This is a genomic window from Lentzea sp. NPDC054927 (assembly GCF_053610285.1).
Window position 1 is genome coordinate 272,221 of record NZ_JBSGXZ010000002.1, and the last position, 14,574, is coordinate 286,794.

13 protein-coding genes are annotated in these 14,574 nt (G+C 68.3%); 3 read left to right on the forward strand and 10 right to left on the reverse strand.

Annotated features, from left to right (window positions below):
- Window positions 1–17: 17 nt before the first annotated feature.
- The 5 genes from ACWGE0_RS04675 to ACWGE0_RS04695 all read right to left on the reverse strand — a co-directional run bounded on the left by ACWGE0_RS04675 (window position 18) and on the right by ACWGE0_RS04695 (window position 7,471).
- Window positions 18–941: a 2Fe-2S iron-sulfur cluster-binding protein gene (locus ACWGE0_RS04675; RefSeq protein WP_452259536.1), complete on the reverse strand. Its 924-nt coding sequence runs from the start codon at window positions 939–941 to the stop codon at window positions 18–20.
- The gene (locus ACWGE0_RS04680) at window positions 938–2,722 is read right to left on the reverse strand and encodes an NAD(P)H-dependent oxidoreductase subunit E (RefSeq protein WP_452259537.1); all 1,785 of its coding nucleotides are present in this window, start codon (window positions 2,720–2,722) and stop codon (window positions 938–940) included. The genes ACWGE0_RS04675 and ACWGE0_RS04680 overlap by 4 nt, the downstream gene beginning before the upstream one ends.
- Window positions 2,723–4,660 carry a molybdopterin oxidoreductase family protein gene (locus ACWGE0_RS04685; protein WP_452259538.1) on the reverse strand — a complete coding sequence of 646 codons (1,938 nt, stop codon included), beginning with the start codon at window positions 4,658–4,660 and terminating at the stop codon, window positions 2,723–2,725.
- Between the two features lie 157 nt (window positions 4,661–4,817).
- Complete coding sequence (locus tag ACWGE0_RS04690) at window positions 4,818–6,401, reverse strand: CocE/NonD family hydrolase (protein ID WP_452259539.1); 1,584 nt, start codon at window positions 6,399–6,401, stop codon at window positions 4,818–4,820.
- Between the two features lie 2 nt (window positions 6,402–6,403).
- Window positions 6,404–7,471 carry an aldo/keto reductase gene (locus tag ACWGE0_RS04695; RefSeq protein ID WP_452259540.1) on the reverse strand — a complete coding sequence of 356 codons (1,068 nt, stop codon included), beginning with the start codon at window positions 7,469–7,471 and terminating at the stop codon, window positions 6,404–6,406.
- A gap of 112 nt (window positions 7,472–7,583) precedes the next feature.
- Between ACWGE0_RS04695 and ACWGE0_RS04700 the strand changes: the two genes are divergently transcribed.
- Complete coding sequence (locus ACWGE0_RS04700; protein ID WP_452259541.1) at window positions 7,584–8,474, forward strand: AraC family transcriptional regulator; 891 nt, start codon at window positions 7,584–7,586, stop codon at window positions 8,472–8,474.
- Between the two features lie 3 nt (window positions 8,475–8,477).
- Here ACWGE0_RS04700 and ACWGE0_RS04705 read toward each other — a convergent pair whose 3' ends face one another.
- From ACWGE0_RS04705 to ACWGE0_RS04720, 4 genes are read right to left on the reverse strand one after another with little or no spacing between them, the layout of a single operon-like run.
- Window positions 8,478–9,113 (reverse strand): hypothetical protein, encoded by a 636-nt coding sequence (locus ACWGE0_RS04705; RefSeq protein WP_452259542.1) that lies wholly within the window; start codon window positions 9,111–9,113, stop codon window positions 8,478–8,480.
- 48 nt (window positions 9,114–9,161) lie between these two features.
- Window positions 9,162–10,319, reverse strand: coding sequence for an NAD-dependent formate dehydrogenase (locus tag ACWGE0_RS04710; RefSeq protein ID WP_452259543.1), 1,158 nt, complete (start codon window positions 10,317–10,319; stop codon window positions 9,162–9,164).
- Between the two features lie 56 nt (window positions 10,320–10,375).
- Complete coding sequence (locus ACWGE0_RS04715) at window positions 10,376–11,293, reverse strand: LysR family transcriptional regulator (protein WP_452259544.1); 918 nt, start codon at window positions 11,291–11,293, stop codon at window positions 10,376–10,378.
- Window position 11,294: 1 nt separating this feature from the next.
- Window positions 11,295–12,272 (reverse strand): 2-dehydropantoate 2-reductase, encoded by a 978-nt coding sequence (locus ACWGE0_RS04720; protein WP_452259545.1) that lies wholly within the window; start codon window positions 12,270–12,272, stop codon window positions 11,295–11,297.
- 97 nt (window positions 12,273–12,369) lie between these two features.
- Here ACWGE0_RS04720 and ACWGE0_RS04725 point away from each other — a divergent pair, with 97 nt between their 5' ends.
- Window positions 12,370–13,095 (forward strand): GntR family transcriptional regulator, encoded by a 726-nt coding sequence (locus ACWGE0_RS04725; protein ID WP_452259546.1) that lies wholly within the window; start codon window positions 12,370–12,372, stop codon window positions 13,093–13,095.
- A gap of 270 nt (window positions 13,096–13,365) precedes the next feature.
- A complete protein-coding gene (locus tag ACWGE0_RS04730; protein WP_452259547.1) occupies window positions 13,366–13,566 on the forward strand; it encodes a hypothetical protein in 201 nt (66 codons plus the stop codon).
- On the opposite strand, the gene ACWGE0_RS04735 is transcribed toward ACWGE0_RS04730, so the two are convergent.
- On the reverse strand, window positions 13,557–14,570 hold the full coding sequence (locus ACWGE0_RS04735) for a TerC family protein (protein WP_452259855.1): 1,014 nt from the start codon (window positions 14,568–14,570) through the stop codon (window positions 13,557–13,559). The two genes, ACWGE0_RS04730 and ACWGE0_RS04735, sit on opposite strands and share 10 nt — an antisense overlap.
- Between the last annotated feature and the right edge of the window lie 4 nt (window positions 14,571–14,574).

Sequence of the window (14,574 nt, forward strand, 5' to 3'; positions counted from 1 at the left end):
CCCTCCCGGTGCTTTGATCAGCGGTTTTGCACGTGCTGCCAGCCAAATCGGCCCTTGATGCACAGGTTTCCGTGCGTGACCGTGCTTTCGTGCGGAGACGTGACCTTCACGATCTCGTTGTCCTGCACGTGCAGCGTCAGGTTGCAGCCGACGCCGCAGAACGTGCAGATGGTCGTGGTCTGGGTCTGGGCCTCTTCGTCCCAGGTGCCGTCTTCGCGTTTGTCGTACTCGCGCTTGAAGCTCAGCGCACCGGTCGGACAGACCTCGATGCAGTTTCCGCAGTAGACGCAAGCGCTTTCGGGCAGTGGAGTGGAGAACTCCGTGGAGATCCGCGAGTCGAAGCCGCGGCCGGCCACCGAGATCGCGAAGGTGTTCTGCCACTGGTCGCCGCAAGCGTCGACGCACTTGTAACACATGATGCACTTGCCCAGGTCGCGGACGTACAGCGGATTGTCCACTTTGGTCGGCTGCCGCACGGTGGCCGCGGTCTGGCCGTCGGGTTCCTCGTGCTCGCCCGCCCGGCGGTCGTCCCGGTCTGTCGACGGCGGTGCCGGCGGCCCGAAGCGGGAGGGGTCGGCGCCGCACGCGGACATCCACTCGTCCACGTGCGGCGTGGTGGAAAGGTCCGTGGCGGACCCCAGAAGTTCCAGCACCAGCTTGCGGCTGTGCGTCGTGCGCTCGGAATCGGTGCGCACCACCATGCCGGGCTCGACCTTGCGCGAGCACGACGGCACCAGCGTGCGTGAACCCTCGACCTCGACCATGCAGACACGGCAAGCGTTTGCCGGCTTCAACGTGTCGCCGTAGCACAGGGTCGGGATCGACTTCCCGGACGCCGTGCAGGCGTCCAGGATCGTCGCACCTTCTGGTACGCGAACGCTTTCGCCGTCCAAAGTCAGCTCGACCAGCCGCTTCGGAAGCCCGATCTCGACGATGGTCACGATGCTGCCTCCTCTTGCCCAAATGATTCAAGAAGGCCCAACCGGTCGAGGGCTGATTCGATGGCGTTCCAGGCGGTCTGCCCGAGACCGCAGATCGACGAGTCGCGCATGACCTGCCCGACTTCGCGCAGCAGCTGGAGATCCTGTGCGCTGGTGCTCAGCGGACGCTTGCCGACGAGCCGGTGCAGCGCCTCTTCCTGCCGCACGGTCCCGATCCGGCACGGCACGCACTGCCCGCACGACTCGTCGCGGAAGAAAGCGGCGATGCGCAACAGGAAGCTGCCCAGGTCGGCCGTGTCGTCGAGGACCAGCACGACACCGGAGCCGAGGGTGGTGCCGGCGGCGCGCGCGTCCTCCAGGGTGAGCGGCAGGTCGAGCTCGTCCGGGCGGACGAACCCGCCTGCCGCCCCGCCGAGCAGTACCGCTCGCAGCTCCCGGCCTGGCGGCACGCCACCCGCCAGATCGAGGAGTTCCCCGAGCGTGGTGCCGAACGGCACCTCGTACACGCCCGGACGACTCACGTTTCCCGACAGGCAGAAGAGCTTCGACCCCGTGGAACCGGCGGTGCCGATCCGGGTGTACGCCTCGCAGCCCTCCGTGAGGATCACCGGTACGTTGACCAGCGTCTCCACGTTGTTGACCACGGTCGGTTTGCCGAAGAGCCCTACTTCCACCGGGAAAGGGGGCTTCGACCGCGGCTCACCGCGGAAGCCCTCGATGGAGTTGAAGATCGCGGTTTCCTCGCCGCAGATGTACGCGCCGGCGCCGCGGCGGATCTCGATGTCGAACGAGAAACCCTCGTGGCCCATGATGTTCGTGCCGAGGTAGCCCCGCTCGCGCGCCTTCGCGATCGCGTTGCGCAGCAGGTGCAACGCCAGCGGATACTCGCCACGCAGGTACAGGTAGCCGCGCGAACACCCGGCGGCGAACCCGGCGATCGTCATCGACTCGATCACCGAGAACGGGTCGCCCTCCATGAGGAGCCGGTCCTTGAACGTGCCGGGCTCGCTCTCGTCCGCGTTGCACACCAGGTAGTGCGGCCGGACGGGCTGGCGGGCGGTCGCGTCCCACTTGCGTCCCGTCGGGAACGCCGCACCGCCGCGGCCCGTCAGCTTGGCGTCGGAGATCTCGCGGATCACCCCGGACGGGCCCAGGAGGAGAGCCGTCCGCAACGCCGTGTAGCCGCCCGTCGCCCGGTAGTCGTCCAGCGACTCCGGATCGACGACGCCGACCCGCTTGAGCAGCCGCAGGCCGGGGTCACCGGCCTGCGGCACCTCCGCGCGCCCACCGTCGGAGTGGGAGGGACCAGCGGCCGCCACCGCGATCACCTCGCCTGCGTGGGTGGGCGCCAGGAGCTGTTCCTTCGCCACCTCCCCCGCCTCGAACGCGAGCGCCGCCGGAGCCTTCTCGCACACCCCGAGACACGGGCTGCGCAGCCAGCCGCTCCGCGCGCCTGCCGGGCCGAGCTCGTCAGTCAGCCTGTCGCACAACGCTTTCGCGCCGTTGACCTGACAGGCCAGGTCGACGCAGACGTGCACGATCTTCGCCGGCCGTTCGGTCAGCGAGAACAACGAGTAGAAGCTCGCCACCCCGTACGCCTCGGCCGGTGGGACGTGCAGGACGCGGCAGATGTGGTTCAGCGCGCCCTGACTGATCCAGCCGACCCGGTCGTTGACCGCGTGCAGGGCGGGCAGCAGCTGGTCGCGCCCCATGCCGTTGAAGAGGTCGACGACGACGCGTTCCGCTTCCGTGGGCTCGATGTCGAGCAGTTTGAGATCCACTCAGCCCACCGCCGAAGCCGCGGGAACCGGCAGCTTGTCGATGCGGATGGCCGCGGCCTTGTACTCGGCCGTGCCCGCGATCGGGCAGGTCGCCTCGATGGTGATGATGTTGACGTCGATCTCGTCCGGGAAGTGGAACGTCATGAACACCAGACCGGGCGTGAGCCCGTCGTCGATCCGCACCGGCGCCTGGATCTGCCCGCGCCTGCTGGTGATCTGGACCTCCTCGCCCGCGGTGACCCCGAGCGCCGCGGCGTCCTGCGGGCACAGGTCGAGCGTCTCGCCCATGCGCAGCGGCGACTCGAACCCGGCCGACTGCACCCCGGTGTTGTAGGAGTCGAGCCGGCGTCCGGTGGTGAGCCGGAACGGGAACTCACTCGTCAGTTCGTCGACGGGCGGGCTGTGCGGCACCGGCGAGAAGCTTGCGGGCATGCCGCGTTTCACCGGGTCGTCCTCCCACAACCGGCCGTGCAGGAAGCTGGGTTCGAGGGAGTTCTCGTCGGGGCACGGCCACTGGATGCCGCCGAGGTCCTCGAGCCGCTGGTAGGTCATGCCGGTGTGGATCGGCGACAGGCTGCGCAGTTCGTCCCACACGTCCTGGCCGGTCTTGTGCTGCCAGTCGGCGCCGAGCCGGGTGGCGATCTCGCCCATGATCTCGATGTCGTCGCGCGCACCCTCGGGTGGCGTGAGGGCCTTGCGGACGCGCTGGACCCGGCGCTCGCTGTTGGTGAACGTGCCGTCGGTCTCGCACCACGCCGCCGCTGCCGGGAGCACGACGTGCGCGAGCTGCGCGGTCTTGGTGAGGAAGATGTCCTGCACCACGACGTGGTCCAAGTTGGACAGTCGTTTGATCGTGTGCTCGCAGTCCGCCTCGGACTGCACCGGGTTCTCGCCGATGATGTAGACGGTGGTCATGTCACCGCGTTCCATCGCCTCGAGCATCTGGGTGAGGTTCCACCCCTTGGCGGCCTTGAAGTTCGAGCCCCACGCCTCGTTGAACTTCTTCGCGACGTTCGGATCCGTGATGTCCTGGAACCCGGGCAACCGGTCCGGGATGGCGCCCATGTCGCCGCCGCCCTGGACGTTGTTCTGCCCGCGCAACGGGTTCAGCCCCGCGCCGTACCGCCCGACCTGACCGGTCAGCAGCGCCAGGTTGATCAGGCTCAGCACGTTGTTGGTGCCGTTGTGGTGCTCGGTGATGCCGAGCGTCCAGCTGAGCTGACCGCGATCGGCCTTGGCGTAGGCGTGCGCGAGCTCGCGGATCAGCTCGGCCGGCACCCCGGTCTCCAGCTCGGCGACCGGCAACGTCCACGGCTCGACGGCCTTCACGAACTCCGCGAAGCCCTCGGTCGCCCGCTCGACGAACGACATGTTGGTGAGGTTCGACGCGATGATCTCGCGCGCGATGGCGTGGGCCAGCGGAATGTCCGTGCCGACCTTGAGCCGCAACCACTTGTGCGCCCACCTGCCGGTGCTGGTCAGCCGCGGGTCGACCACGTACAGCTTCGCGCCCTTGTTGACGGCCTTGAGCACGTGCTGGAAGAAGATCGGGTGCGCCTCACGGGCGTTGGAGCCCCACAGGACGATGAGGTCGGCATCCTCGATCTCCTGGTACGAGGAGGTGCCACCACCACTGCCGAAAACCTTGGCCAACCCGGCCACACTCGGGGCGTGACACGTGCGGTTGCACGAGTCGACGTTGTTCGTACCGATGACCGCACGCGTGAACTTCTGGGCCATGTAGTTCATCTCGTTCGTGGCCCGCGCACAGGAGAACATGCCGAACGCGTCCGGACCCCCGTTGGCCACGTTCCTGCGGAAACCCTCTGCGGCGCGATCCAGTGCCTCGTCCCAGGTGGCCGGGCGCAGGATGCCTGAGTCGCGCACCAACGGCTGGGTCAGCCGGACGTAGGGCTCGGTCTTCTTCCGCCTGCTCATCACGACACCTCCTACGCCCATACTGTATGCAATCTTCGGTATGCGCTAGCCCCTGTTGAGGTTTCTTCACGCGACGGCAGCGAGGAAAGGCTGCCGGAACGCGTTGGCGGCGTTTCGGACGTCAGGCTGGCCCTGCCCCCAGGCCCTTCCTGCGCGGCTAACCGAGGACCGGCAGGGAGATCTGCGACGGCCGTCCCGCGTCGTGGTGGACGACGTGGGACGTCGGCCGCATCGCCGTGCCGGTGCCGGGGTCGTCACCGGTGCCGAGGTTGCGGGCGAAACGGGGGAAGGCGCCACCGGAGACCTGCAAGCGCAGTCGATGACCGGCTTCGAACCGGTGCGCCGTGGGATCGAGGGTGATGCGCACCGTGTTCTGGCCGGTGCGGCGCACGATCTGGTCGGTGACGTTGGTGGACCTGCCGGACGGGCCGACGTCGCAGAGCCTCGCGAACAGGTCCGCGTTCGCGTTGTCCGATGTCACGTGCAGCTCGATCACGGGCGAGCCGTGCACCTCGACGGCCGTGGCGAACGGCTCGGAGGTGAAGACGAGCACGTCCTGGCGGGCCTCCAGCTCCCGGTTGTCCTTGGCGCCACCGCTCAGCGCCATCAGCCGTCCGCCGACGGAGGGCGTGGGATCCCGCGGGTCGTAGCGGAACGAGGTACCGCCGTCGTCCTCGGTGGACGGAAGTTCGGCGAGCCGCTGCCCGGAACGCAGGTACCAGGTCCTGGAGCGGGTGTCCGGGGGCCAGGACTCGTGGTTCTGCCAGCCGGCGCCCCCGACGAACACGCGCACCGGAGCTTCGCGGCCCACCGGAGCCCGGCGCGCGGTGTGCGCGTCGAACCAGGAAATGCCTTCCGCCAGGGAAATCCGGTTGTCCACGTTCAGGTGCGTCCACGGCCCGACGGTCATCGCGACGTCGACGTTTCGTGCGCGCAGGGTTTCGTACTGCTCGATCGTCTGGTTGAGGAAGAAGTCGTGCCATCCCCCGATGAGCAGCGTCGGCACCTCGGTCCGGCGCAGCGCCTCGGTGACCCGGAACCGGTCCCAGTACGGCGCTGTCAGGTCCGGCCGACCGGCCCAGTCGTCGTACCAGGGCACGCCGGTGCCGTTCAACGGCAGCCGGGCCATCTCGTCCGCCAGCCTGCGTTCCGCCCGCAGCGTCCTGACCAGGCCCGTGAGCGGCCCCGTGGATTCCTGGTTGGCGACGAGATCCGCCCACGAACGCCCGTTGTAGAGCTCCAGCGGACCTTGGCGGTACATGGCGGCGCCGAGGTCGTGCACGCCGATCATCACCACCATCGCGGTCAGCTCCGGCGGTGGATCCACGGCGAGCGCCCAGCCGGTGAACCCGAGGTAGCTGCCGCCGAGGACCGCGAGCCTGCCGTCGAACCAGTCCTGCGTGCGCAGCCACGCCACGGTGTCCTGCGCGTCCTGGGCCTCGTCGACGCCCGGTGTGAAAACGCCGCCGGAGCCGAACGTGCCGCGGCAACTCTGGAACAACACGTGGTAGCCGCGCTCGGCGTAAAGGCGCGCCTGCAGCAGGGAGTACGGAGCGCCGCGGCCGTACGGGCAGCGCACCAGGATCGTGGGCGCGCGTTCAACGGTCACCGGGACGTGGTGATCGGCGAGCAACCGCACGCCGTCGCGCATCGGCACCTCGACCGCCCGCTCGACCCGCACCCGGTTGCGCCGCGGAGGCAGTCCCCACATCCGGCCCAGCACCGCACTCGCCATGCTCATGATCAGTACCTCGTACCCGGCTCGAAGAACATCGGCAGCGCGGCGGACGGCCGTCCGTCCACAGTGGCTCCCGCGAACTGCAGATGAGGGGCCAGCTCACGGTTGTTCTCGGCGGGGAAGTTCAGGCGAGGCGCGGAGACCTCGTCGAGCCTGGCCCGTTGCGCCTCAGTGAGGGTCACGTCCAGCGCGCCGAGGTTCGTCTCGAACTGGTCGAGCCGGCGGGCGCCGATCACGACCGAACTGATGCCGGGCCGTCCGCGCAACCAGGCCAGTGCGACCTGGGCCGCCGGCACACCGAGCTCCGCGGCGACCGCGTTGACCGCGTCGATCACCACGAACTCGGCCGCGGAAGGCACCCGTCCGCGCTCCGAAGCCGGAGCGGCGCCGGAGGTGTACTTGCCGGACAGGAAGCCGCCGCGCAGAGGTGACCACGGCATGACGCCCATGCCCATCGCCTGTGCCATCGGGATGAGCTCGCCTTCCGGAGTGCGTTCGAGCAGCGAGTGCTCCAGCTGCAACGCGATGATCGGCGACCAGCCGTGCCACTGCGCGAGGGTGGCGGCGTGTGCCGTGGCCCAGGCGGGGATGTCGGAGAAGCCGATGTAGCGGATCTTGCCGGCACGCACCTGGTCGTCCAGGGCGCGCAGGGTTTCCTCGACGGGCGTGGCCGGGTCGAAGTTGTGCAGCCAGTAGACGTCGACGTAGTCGGTCCGCAGGCGCCGCAACGAGTCCTCGAGCTGGTGCACGAGCGCCTTGCGACTGGGTCCGCCGCCGTTCGGGTCGCCCGCGTGCAGGTTGCCGAAGAACTTCGTGGCGAGCACCACGCGGTCGCGCAGGGAGGACCGGCCGGCGAGGAAGTCGCCGATGATCTTCTCGGAGTGGCCGTTGGTGTAGAGGTTGGCGGTGTCGATCGAGTTGCCACCTCGATCCACATAGGACTCGAGGATCTTCTCCGACTCCTCGGGGCTGCTCCCCCAGCCGTGGTCCTCGCCGAAGGTCATCGTGCCGAGGGTGAACGGACTGACGCGCAGGCCTGACCGGCCGAGGGTGATGTACGAATCAAGCGACATAACTCAATTCAAGGCCTCATAAGCATGATCGCCTAGACCGATGGGCTCGACCTGTTGCACGATCCGCTCAACTTCGCCTCGATCGCCGCACACCCGTGCCAGACTGCGAGCCATGACCCTCCTGGACGAGATCGGCCGCCGGATCATCCGGCACGCCGGGCCCTACGGTCATCCACTGTGGACCGAGGGCGTGCTGGTGTTCGTCTCCGACCGGGTGACCGAACCGATGGGCACGGTCACCGAACCGGTCCTCACCCTCGTCGCCCAGGGCCGCAAACGCACGATGCTCGGCGACCACGTCTTCGAACACGGCCCCGGCAAGATCTCCGTCGTGACCGTCGACCTGCCGCTGACCGGCCACATCACCGAGGCGAGCCCGTCCAAGCCGTTCCTGGCGCTCGGCCTCAAGCTGGAACCCGCCACCATCGCGCAACTGCTGGTCGACGGCGGCTCCACGCCGATCCGCCCGCACGACGGCCCCGGCATGGCGATCAGCGATGCGGACGACAAGCTGCTCGACGCCCTCGTGCGGTTGCTCAGGCTGCTCGACGAGCCACGTGACCTGCGCGTGCTGGGCCCGTCGGTGCGGCGTGAGATCCACTGGCGGCTGCTCAACAGCCCACAGGCGGCGCTGATGCGGCAGGCGGGCACGGCCGACAGCCGGCTGGCGCTGGTCGCGAGCGCCATCGCGTGGATCAAGGACCGGTTCGACCAGGTGATCCGCATCGACGACCTCGCCGCCGACGTCGGCACCAGCGTCTCGACGCTCAACCGGCACTTCCGCACCGTCACGGCGATGAGCCCGCTGCAGTACCAGAAGCAGATCCGGCTGCAACGAGCCCGCGTCGCGCTCGTGTCCGCACCGCACGACGTCGCCGCGGTCGGCCATTCCGTCGGGTACGACAACCCGTCGCAGTTCAGCCGCGAGTACCGGCGGATGTTCGGAGCGCCTCCCGGACAGGACGCGCTCCGGCTGCAGAACGCGTCCATCGTCCAGGAGTGACTTTCACGCCTTGACCAGCGACTCCACGAAGATCGGCAACACGGCCGTGAGCTGCGCCGATGCGGCTTCCTCGGTCTGACCGTTGACCGCCACGAGCGCGAACACGTTGCCCCGCGCGAGCGACACCTGACACGACCACGGGATGGCGCCGGGATCGTTCTGCTCGCAGTACGCGAACGACTCGTCGACGCCTTCCGGCTTGGTCAGCGCGACCTCGGCGTCCGATGCGCACTCGCGCGCCCGCTGCCGCACCGTCGACACGAGCGCGCTCGCCGGGAGCTCTGACGTGACGTGGACCCGTTCGAACAGGTACACGGCGCCCGACCAGGAGCGACTCCGCGCCGCCGACGTGCCCTTGTCCACGCGCGGCAGGGTGCCGCAGACTTCGCCGATCGCCTGGCCTTGCACCACGACTGGCACGTCGTCCAGGGCGCCGGTGTCGTCCACCTTGCCCCCGAGTGCGTCGAACGCGCCGGGCGGGGCCAATGCCACCTTGGCACGCTGATCCAGCTCGGCCGGCGTGGGAGGGACCACCGAACTGGTGGTGGTCGGCGGCGGCGCCGTTGGCGTCACCGGCGCCACCGTCGCGCACCCCGCGGTCAGAGCCACCACGGCCATGACGGCAGCACAAATCCTCATGTTCACCCTGCTCCCCCAGAAACCTGAATCTGGAGGCATTCAACCAGGTCAGCCGCGGACGGCGTAGGAGTGGGCTCCCGTACCCGCGAGCTTGCCGCCGTCGACGATCAGGTACTCGTCACGGATCGGCGTGCCCGCGAAGAACGACTCCAGGATCTCCCTGGTACCCGCGGCATACCGGGCCTGCGCCGACAGCGAGCTGCCCGAGATGTGCGGTGTCATGCCGTGGTTCGGCATCGTGCGCCACGGGTGGTCGGACGGCGCGGGCTGCGGGAACCACACGTCGCCCGCGTACCCGGCCAGCCGGCCGCTCTGCAGGGCACGCACCACCGCGTCCCGGTCGGCGATCCGCGCCCGTGCGGTGTTGATGAGGTAGGCGCCGCGCTTCATCGTCGCGATGAGCTCGTCGTCGAACAGACCCTCGGTCTCGGGGTGCAGCGGCGCGTTGATCGTCACGACGTCGCAGTGCGGCACCATGTCCGCGGCCGAGGCGTGGAAGGTCAGGTTCAGCTCCTCCTCCACCTCTCGGGGCAGCCGGTGCCGGTCGGTGTAGTGCAGGTGCATGTCGAACGGCGCCAAGCGCTTCAAGACCGCCAACCCGATGCGGCCGGCCGCGACCGTGCCGACGTGCATGCCCTCGACGTCGTACGAGCGAGCCACGGCGTCGGCGATGTTCCAGCCGCCGTCCAGCACGATCTGGTGCGAGGGAACGAAGTTGCGGACCAGGTTGAGGATCGACATCACCACGTGCTCGGCGACGCTGATGCTGTTGCAGTAGGTCACCTCGGCGACGGTGACGCCGTGCGCGATGGCCGCGTCCAGGTCGACGTGGTCGGAACCGATGCCGGCGGTCAGCGCGAGCTTGAGCCGAGGTGCGCGGGCGAAGCGTTCGGCGGTCAGGTAGGCGGGCCAGAACGGCTGGGAGATCACGACGTCCGCGTCGGCCAGGTGGCGGTCGAACTCCGAGCCGTCGCGGTCCTTGTCCGAGGTGACGACCAGTTCGTGGCCCTGGGACTCCAGGAACGAGCGCAGGCCCAGCTCACCGGACACGCTGCCGAGCAGGTGACCGGGCGTGAAGTCCACAGAGGACGGAGTGGGCAACGTCTGGCCGCCGGGATACCCGGGCAGTTCCGGAAGGTCGTCCCTGGCGTAGGTCTTCGGGTAGCCGGACACCGGGTCGTCGTAGAGAACGCAGAGAATCTTCATGCCCTCGAGCATCGGCGCCGAACACCCTTGGCGTCCAAGCGAAAGTTCCTATGCGGTCATAGGTCGCGTCTATCAAGATGCTTGTGCAGCATGCGTTCCAGCTCCCCGCGCACGTCCAGGCCCCGCGTGAGCCCGAGCATCGCCCGCGCCAGCATCGAGACCTGCTCACCCACTACCAGGCCGATCTGCGGCACGCGCTGCGGATCCTCGATCCGCACGACGCGCATGCCCTCGGGCGTTCCGAACATCTGCAACCAGGCGTGCGCGATGACGCTCGACCACTTCCTCGTTGCCACGTGGGCGTACAGGGTCGCCACGGTGTCCGCCTCGATCACCGGCACGGGCTGCACACCGGCGTCCGCGAAGATGCCGTCCAGTATCCGGCGGTTGCGCATCTTGGACGTCAGCAGGCACAACGGCAGCGCGGCGACGTCAGCCCACCGTGCCACCGGACGAGAGGCGATCTCCTCGTCGGCAGGTGTCAGGAGCACATAGCGCTCCTCGTACAACGGCATCGCGCGAACCGTGCTGTCGACGTAGGTCATCGCGATGTCGAGCTCGAACTCGTCGAGCCGCCGCACGATCTCGCGCGACGACAACGACTCCAGCGTGATCCGCACGTGCGGATGCCGCTCGCAGAACGGCGTGGTCAGCAACGGCGCGGCCGGCAACGCCGTCGGGATGGCGCCGATCCGCAAAACGCCTGACAGGGATTCGCGCATGCGTGACAGGTCCTGCTGCAAGGCGTCGCGGTCCGCGAGCATGCGATGTGCCCACAGCAGGACCCGTTCCCCCTCGGGCGTCAGCGACTCGAACCGGCGGCCACGGGACACGATCGGCACCCCGAGCTCGCGTTCGAGCTTGCTGATCGCCGCCGACAACGACGGCTGGGACACGTGACAGGCCTCCGCGGCGCGCGCGAAGTGGCGTTCACGGGCCAGGGCGACCAGGTATTCCAGCTGTCGCAGCAGCAACTCAGGACACCAGCGACGTGCGCGAGAGCAGGTCGATCGCCGCGTAGACGTGCCGCAGCGTCGGTGCCGGCACGCGGGTCAGCTCGGCGATCTCCACCACGGCGCCGATGATCGCGTCGATCTCCAGCCGTTTGCCGGCTTCGAGGTCCTGCAGCATCGACGTCTTGTGGTGCCCGACCCGCCGGGCGCCGTCGATGCGCTTGTCGATCGAGATCTGCGGATCACAGCCCGCGGCCCGCGCGATGGTCAGGGTCTCGGCCATCATCTGGGCCACCAGGTCACGGCTGTCGTCGTGCTCGCAGATCTCCACCATGGTCGCGCGGGTCAGGGCGCTCAACGGGTTGAACGCCACGTTGCCCATCAGCTTGATCCAGATGTCCTCGCGGACGTCCTTCTCCACCGGGCACTTCAGCCCGCCCGCGATCATCGCCTCGCTCAACGCCACACAGCGCGGCGAGATCGACCGATCCGGCTCGCCGATGGAGAACCGGGTGCCTTCCAGGTGCCGGATGACACCGGGTGCCTCGATCTCGGTCGAGCAGTAGACGACACAGCCGATCGCCCGTTCCATGGGCAGCACGGCCGTGACCGAGCCACCGGGGTCCACGGCCTCGATCCGCTGCCCCTCCAGGGGGTGGCCGGTCATGCCGTGGAAGTACCACCACGGGATCCCGTTCTGCGCCGCGATCACGGCGGTGTCCGGCCCCAGCAACGGTGCCAGCAGATCGCCCGAGGAAGCGTACGAGTACGCCTTCAGGCCGAGGAACACGTAGTCGACCTCGCCCACCTCCGACGGTGCGTCCGTCGCATGTGGCCGCGCGGTGAAGTCACCACGCGGACTCAGCACCCGAACGCCGTGCTCCCGCATTGCGGCGAGGTGGGCTCCACGCGCGATCAGGTGGACTTCCACGCCCGCACGATGCAAGGCCGCACCGACGTAGGCACCGATCGCTCCAGCTCCGAGAACAGCGATCTTCATAGCACGCCCCGCTCCAAAGATTGCATACAGTATACGGACAACACGGCCACAGCGGTAGAAGTGCTTTTTGCATACCAAAAGCTGTATTCTGTCCGGCATGACTTCCCCACCCAGTGGCCGCCGGGCCGCCCGCGGCTCGCTCAGCGCCGCGGCCAGCCGCCGGGTAGAACGGCCCGCACCGTTGCGTCAAGCCGTCTACGACGCCCTGCTCGAGCTCATCATCAACCGCACCCTCGCACCCGGCCAGCACCTGGTCGAGGCCGAGCTCGCCGAGTACCTGGGCGTGAGCAGGCAGCCGGTGCGCGAGGCCCTGCAGCGACTCCAGACCGACGGGTGGGTCGACCTGCGCCCCGCCCAGGGCGCCTTCGTGCACACCCCGACCGAGGAGGAGGCCGACCAGCTGCTCGCCGTGCGCAGCGTGCTGGAGACCTACTCCGCCAAGCTCGCCGCCGAACACGCCACCGCGTCCGACGTGAAGATCCTCAAGAAGCTGCAGCGGTCCGGCGAGGAGGCACTCGTCACGGCGAACGTCGAACGCCTGGTCAAGGCGAACGCCGATCTGCACGCGGCCGTCGCGGCGATCGGCCGCAACAAGGTCCTGTCCGAGATGATCGGGCTGGTCGACCGCCGGGTGCGCTGGTACTACACCCCGATCGCCCGCCCGCGCAGCCACGACTCGTGGAACGAGCACGCCGACCTGGTCGCCGCCATCGCCGATGGTGACGTAGAGCGAGCCGGCGAGGTCATGCACCGCCACGCGGAGCAGACCAGGCAGACGTATCACGACAGCAGGACGTCCGAGAACACCACGGAGAGCGACTGAGTCATTACGCGCAGATCACCCGAAATCGGTCATTTGGTGCCGCACGGGTGATCCGCGACACGATGGCAGTGGATTGCATACAAAACGCAGTATGCTGAATGTCAGCAGGGGCGGGATCAACGGAGACCCGCAAGAGGTTTCCCACCGGGTACCCACGCAATGGGCAGCCGGTGGACAAGACCCCGGCCGCACCCCTGCTCCTCCCGTGCCACAGAGCCTGTTGGGCTTCTGCGCGCCCCGGGAGCCACGACCATCGACAGGAGGAACACCATGTCCCGCTTGAAGAACTTCGCGCGTTCGCTCACCCAGCCGCGCGCGGGTGCCTCCGCCGACGGCCGCGCGATCGGCCTCGGACTGTCCACCGCGCTGAACGAGCAGCGCAGGGACGCCGAGGCCGTCGCGGCCGTGGCCAAGACGCTGCGCCCCGACTCTCAGGGGAAGGGCGCCGAGGGCCACACGATTCACGGCTGATTGTCCTTCACCGGAGCGTCCTCGCTCCTTTGTGCACTCTCCGCACCCTCCACCGCGGACCGGGCGGCCCGCCGTGAGGTGTGCAGGCTCCACACCGTGGTGACGGCGAGCGTGGCCACGATGACCCCGAGAGACACCACGATCGGGATCTCCGGAGCCCACGAGACACCGTGGTGGTGCATCGCCTCGAAGATGAGCTTGAACCCGATGAACGCGAGCACCACCGCAAGGCCCTTGCTCAGGTGCACCAGGCGATCCAGCAGGCCGCCCACCAGGAAGAACAACTGGCGCAGGCCCATCAACGCGAACGCGTTGGCGGTCAGCACCAGGTAGGGCTCCTTGGTGAGGCCGAAGATCGCCGGGATCGAGTCCACCGCGAACAGCAGGTCCGTGGTGCCCACCGCGACCATCACGATCAGCATCGGCGTCACGACGCGCTTGCCGTCGATGCGTGCCGTCAACGCGGCACCGTGGTAGGTCGTCGTGGCCGGCACGACCTTCTTCACCGCGCGCAACGCGGCGTTCTCGGAGAACTCGGCCTCCTCGGTCTCCTCCTGCCGCAACAACTTCCACGCGGTGAAGATCAGGAAGGCGCCGAACAGGTAGAACAGCCAGTCGAACCGCGAGATCGCCTGTGCACCCAGAGCGATGAACACGGCTCGCAGCAACAACGCCAGGATGATGCCGACGATGAGCACCTTTTGCCGGTACTCCCGCGGCACCGCGAACCTGGCCATGATGAGCACGAACACGAACAGGTTGTCGACGCTCAGCGAGTACTCGGTGATCCAGCCGGCGAAGAACTCACCGCCGTGGCCGGGCCCGGCGAACAACGTGACGCCGAGTCCGAACACGACGGCCAGGCCGACGTAGAAGAGCACCCAGTACAACGATTCGCGGAACGACGGCTCGTGCGGTTTGCGTGCCACCAGATAGAAGTCGAACGCGATCACCGCGGCGATGCCGCCCATGGTCGCGAGCCACACCCAGACGGGCAGATCCAACATC

Coding starts and splice junctions, on each gene's coding strand:
- ACWGE0_RS04725 (WP_452259546.1), top strand. CDS start 12,370: ATGACTTCCCCACCCAGTGGCCGCCGGGCCGCCCGCGGCTCGCTCAGC.
- ACWGE0_RS04690 (WP_452259539.1), bottom strand. CDS start 6,401: ATGAGCATGGCGAGTGCGGTGCTGGGCCGGATGTGGGGACTGCCTCCG.
- ACWGE0_RS04700 (WP_452259541.1), top strand. CDS start 7,584: ATGACCCTCCTGGACGAGATCGGCCGCCGGATCATCCGGCACGCCGGG.
- ACWGE0_RS04730 (WP_452259547.1), top strand. CDS start 13,366: ATGTCCCGCTTGAAGAACTTCGCGCGTTCGCTCACCCAGCCGCGCGCG.
- ACWGE0_RS04710 (WP_452259543.1), bottom strand. CDS start 10,319: ATGAAGATTCTCTGCGTTCTCTACGACGACCCGGTGTCCGGCTACCCG.
- ACWGE0_RS04720 (WP_452259545.1), bottom strand. CDS start 12,272: ATGAAGATCGCTGTTCTCGGAGCTGGAGCGATCGGTGCCTACGTCGGT.
- ACWGE0_RS04705 (WP_452259542.1), bottom strand. CDS start 9,113: ATGAGGATTTGTGCTGCCGTCATGGCCGTGGTGGCTCTGACCGCGGGG.
- ACWGE0_RS04695 (WP_452259540.1), bottom strand. CDS start 7,471: ATGTCGCTTGATTCGTACATCACCCTCGGCCGGTCAGGCCTGCGCGTC.
- ACWGE0_RS04685 (WP_452259538.1), bottom strand. CDS start 4,660: ATGAGCAGGCGGAAGAAGACCGAGCCCTACGTCCGGCTGACCCAGCCG.